The organism is Hydrogenophaga sp., assembly GCF_965657535.1.
GTDB lineage: Bacteria > Pseudomonadota > Gammaproteobacteria > Burkholderiales > Burkholderiaceae_C > Hydrogenophaga.
The window spans coordinates 1-4,292 of the sequence record NZ_CBFHOP010000018.1 but is presented as its reverse complement, the minus strand read 5'-3'; the positions used below and the strand labels follow the sequence as shown (position 1 = coordinate 4,292).

Genomic DNA, 4,292 nt, shown 5'->3' with positions numbered 1-4,292 from the left:
GCAGACGGCGCAGCGCTCAACGTCACCACCGCGGAAGCCCTCAGCGCCACCGGAAGAAACCTGGCCGCAGGGGCCTTGGTACTGAGCGCCACAGACATCAACCTGAGCAACAGCCAGACCAGCGCCCACAGCGCCAGCCTCACCGCTAGCGAGGGCATCAACAGCCGCAGCTCCAAGGTCGTCACCCAGCAGACTTTGACAATGAGCGCCAACGGTGCGTTGGACAACACCCAAGGCCAGCTGTTAGCAGGCACCGATCTGAGGGTCACCATCGACGAGAACTTGAACAACACCGCAGGCACCGTGTACGCAGGCGCCACGGCAACCCTGGGCATTGCACAAGCGCTCAGCAACTCCGGCACCCTCGCCGCCGCAGGTGGCCTCAGCATCACCGCTGGCAATATGGCCAGCACAGGCACCCTGGCCGCAGGCCTGAACGCCGACGGCACGCTCCAAGCCTTTTCCGCAACCGGCGCAGCGCTCAACGTCACCACCACTGGCGACATGAGCGCCACCGGCAAAAACCTCGCCGCTGGCACCCTGGCGCTGCAAGGCGCAGCGCTGAACCTGAACAACAGCCAAACCAGCGCCCACAGCGCCACCCTCATCGCAGCCGGTGCGCTCAGCACCAACAGCGCCCAAGTCATCACCACCAAAGACATCGCCATCCAGGCCAACAGCCTGGGTAACACCTCAGGCAGCGTGTACGCCGGCGGCGATGCCACGGTGAATGTCAACCAGGCGCTCAGCAACTCCGGCACCCTGGCCGCAGCGGGTGACCTCACCATCACCGCTGGCAATATGGTCAGCACAGGGACCCTGGCCGCAGGCCTGAACGCCGACGGCACGCTCCAAGCCTTTTCCGCAACCGGCGCAGCGCTCAACGTCACCACCACTGGCGACATGAGCGCCACCGGCAAAAACCTCGCCGCTGGCACCCTGACGCTGCAAGGCGAAGCGGTGAACCTTAGCGGCAGCCAGACCGGCGCCCACAGCGCCACCCTCACCGCAGCCGAGAGCCTTAACAGCAGCCACGCCCAGGTGGTCACCCAGCAAGGCCTGAGCATTCAAGTACAGGGTTCGCTCAATAACAGCGAGGGCAACCTGGCCAGCCAAGCCGGTGCCATTGACATCACCGCTCAAGGTGTCAACAACAGCGAAGGCCTGGTGGTAGCGGCCACCCGCCTCAACATCAACGCCGGCAGTACCGACCTGAACAACGCCCAAGGCCAGTTGCTGGCCCAGGAGAATGTGACGCTGACCACCGGCGCCCTCCTCACCAACACCCAGGGCCTGATCCAGTCCAATGCGGCGGTCAGTGTCAACGCAGCCACGCTGAACAACAGCCAGACCCAGACTGACACCCAGGGCATCTTGGGGCAAAACGTCTCTTTCAACGTCCTCACCCTCAACAACACCCAAGGCCAGGTGCTTGCCGGGCACGATCTCACCGTGAGCGCCAGCGGCGCCATCAACAACACCGGCGGCCAGCTCAACGCCCAGCGCGCCCTCACTCTGCAAGACAGCGCAGACCCATTGGCCAACCAGAGCGGCCTGCGCCAGCTCGTCATCACCAACACCGGCGGCCAGATCGTAGCCAACGCCAGCACCACCCCTGCCAACAGCACCCTCACCGTGCGCGCCAACACCCTCGGCCTGGACGGCACGCTCAACAGCGGCGGCGACATGGCGCTGGACCTGGTGGGCAACCTGCACACCACCAGCGCCAGCCAAGTGCGCGCCGGGCGCGACCTCAGCCTGCAACTCCATGGCGGTACCCTCGACAACGCAGGCCAATGGCAGGCCGGTCAACACCTGAGCTTGCACGCCGACCAAATCAACAACCAGTCCAGCGGCGAGCTGCTCAGCCAGGGCACCACTGGCTTGGACACGACGCAAAACGCCCAAGGCAGCGTCACCAACCGAGGCCTCATTGACGGTGCCGACACCCGCATCCAGACCCACGCCCTGGACAACGTGGGCAGCGGGCGCATTTACGGCGACCGCATCGCCATCGCCGCCCACACGCTGACCAACCGGGAGGAAACCGTCAATGGCCAAACACAGGCCGCCACCATCGCCGCCCGCGAGCGCCTGGACATCGGCGCGCAACACATCACCAACCGAGAAGGCGCACTCATCTTCAGCGCGGGCGACCTAGCCCTGGGCGGCGTACTCGAAGCCAACCACCGTGCCATCACCGACGGCAGCGCCAATGCACAGACCCTGAACAACAACAGCGCCACCCTCGAAAGCCTGGGCAGCATGGGCAGCATGGGCAGCATGGGCAGCATGGCGCTGGCAGCCAACACCCTGCGCAACACCAACGAACATTTCAGCACCCATGTGATGCAAACCCAAGGACCCCAGGCGCTCACCTACATCCAGCCCCAGGGCAGCGCCACCAAAATTGATGTACAAAACCTCTATTGGGAAAACTGGAGCCGAGCTGGCCAATACCGATACGACACCACTCCAACCCCTTCAGAAAACACAACACTGGGTGCGACGCCCATACCTGAACTGGGCGAAACACCAGAGAGCAGCTACCCCGCCACCGATCCCGCCTGGGCTTACTTTGGCATTGCTGCACCCGCAGATGAGCCGACGCCGTCCATGGTGCAGCAGCCCGTGGCGCCAGACCCAGCCCAGGCCAGCACCTGTGATGCCGCATCCGCGCAATTCGATGCGCCAGCTTGCGGTCTATACCAAAGCGCACAAACCCAGTACGAGAGCGACCAAGCCGACTACGATCTGGCGTGGCAGACCTATGACACCAACATGACGCACTGGGCAGATACCTCAGGTGCTCAATACGAAGCGCTTTCTAACGCCATCAGCCAGTACAACGCTGGCTTTGGTGGTGCAGTCATCCGCGCCTGGACGCAATACGAAGTCACGCGCACCGAGAGCCAGTCGCAAGTGCTCACCAGTGCCCCAGGGCTCATCACGGCAGGGGGCGGCATCACCCTGCTTGGCGGCGTGCTGACCAACGACAAAAGTCGCATTGTGGCCGGGGGTGCTTTGGCCCTGAACATGAGCCAGGTCGACAACATCGAGGCCCAGGGGGTGCACATTGCTCATGAATCGGGCACAGCCCAATACACCTACAGCGACTGGCGCGGTGGCTTTAAGCGCTACCACGAGCGCAGGTGGAACGCCCCAACGGCCTACCAGCCTGGTGACGTTATCACCAGCATCAACTTGAGCGTTGCCAGCCTCCAGCAAAACACCGCCCCCAGCGGCAGTGGCACCACCATCGCCGCCCAAGCCAGCACCGGCGCCATTGCCACCACGGGCGCGGGCAACACCGCCGCCGCATCGGGCGCATTAAGTGCTCAAACGCCAGCCACTTCGGCCCAAGGCCCAGGTCAGGCTTCTACCGCCGCTTCGGGTGTCGGCAGCGCCGAGACTGCGGACAGCGCATCGGCTGTTGGCACAGCCAACGCCTTGGCCAACGCCGCAGGCAGCGCCACCACCACCGGCCAAGCCAGCCAAGGCGCCAGCGCCACCAACGGCCTGGCCCAACAAACCGCTCCCGGCCCCGTGCTGCCCGGCAGCAGCCTCTTCACCATCAACCCCGCCAGCAACGCCCGCTACCTGGTAGAGACCGCCCCCCGCTTCACCAACCATCGCCAGTGGCTCAGCTCCGACTACCTGCTGCAAGCCCTGTCCATCGACCCCGCCAGCACCCAAAAGCGCCTGGGTGACGGTTTCTACGAACAAAAGCTCATCCGCGAGCAAGTGGCCAACCTCACCGGCTACCGCTTCTTGGGCGACCACCGCAGCGACGAAGCGCAGTACCAAGCCCTTATGAGCGCAGGCGCCACCTTCGCCCGCGCCCAGCAGCTGCGCCCGGGCATTGCGCTCTCGCCCGCCCAGGTGGCCCAACTCACCAGCGACATCGTGTGGCTGGAAACGCAAACCGTCACCCTGCCCGGCAAAGACGGCCAGCCCGGCTCCACCACCACCGCCCTGGTGCCCCGGGTCTACCTGGCCTCCAAAGCTGGCGACCTCGCAGCCAGTGGCCAGCTCTTTGGTGGTGGCGCTGTCATCAGCGCCGCCCAAGTGCGCATGGCCCTGAGCGGTGATGTGAACAACAGCGCCACCATCCAGGGGCGCCAGCTGGTGGACATCAGTGCGCAGAACATCGGCAACAGCGGGCTGATACAGGGTGACGTGACCCTGCTCAGCGCCCGGGACGACATCCGCATCACCGGCGGGCAGGTACGCGCGCAAACCGGCCTGCAAGTCGAGGCCGGGGGCGATCTGAACATCACCACCACCACCCA

The 4,292-nt window shown here is 64.9% G+C and carries 1 protein-coding gene; it reads left to right on the top strand.

The genetic code is table 11. The features are described 5' to 3' along the window. A partial coding sequence (locus ACTG4K_RS18480) for a beta strand repeat-containing protein (RefSeq protein WP_439115690.1) occupies positions 1–4,292 on the top strand: 4,292 nt, incomplete at both ends.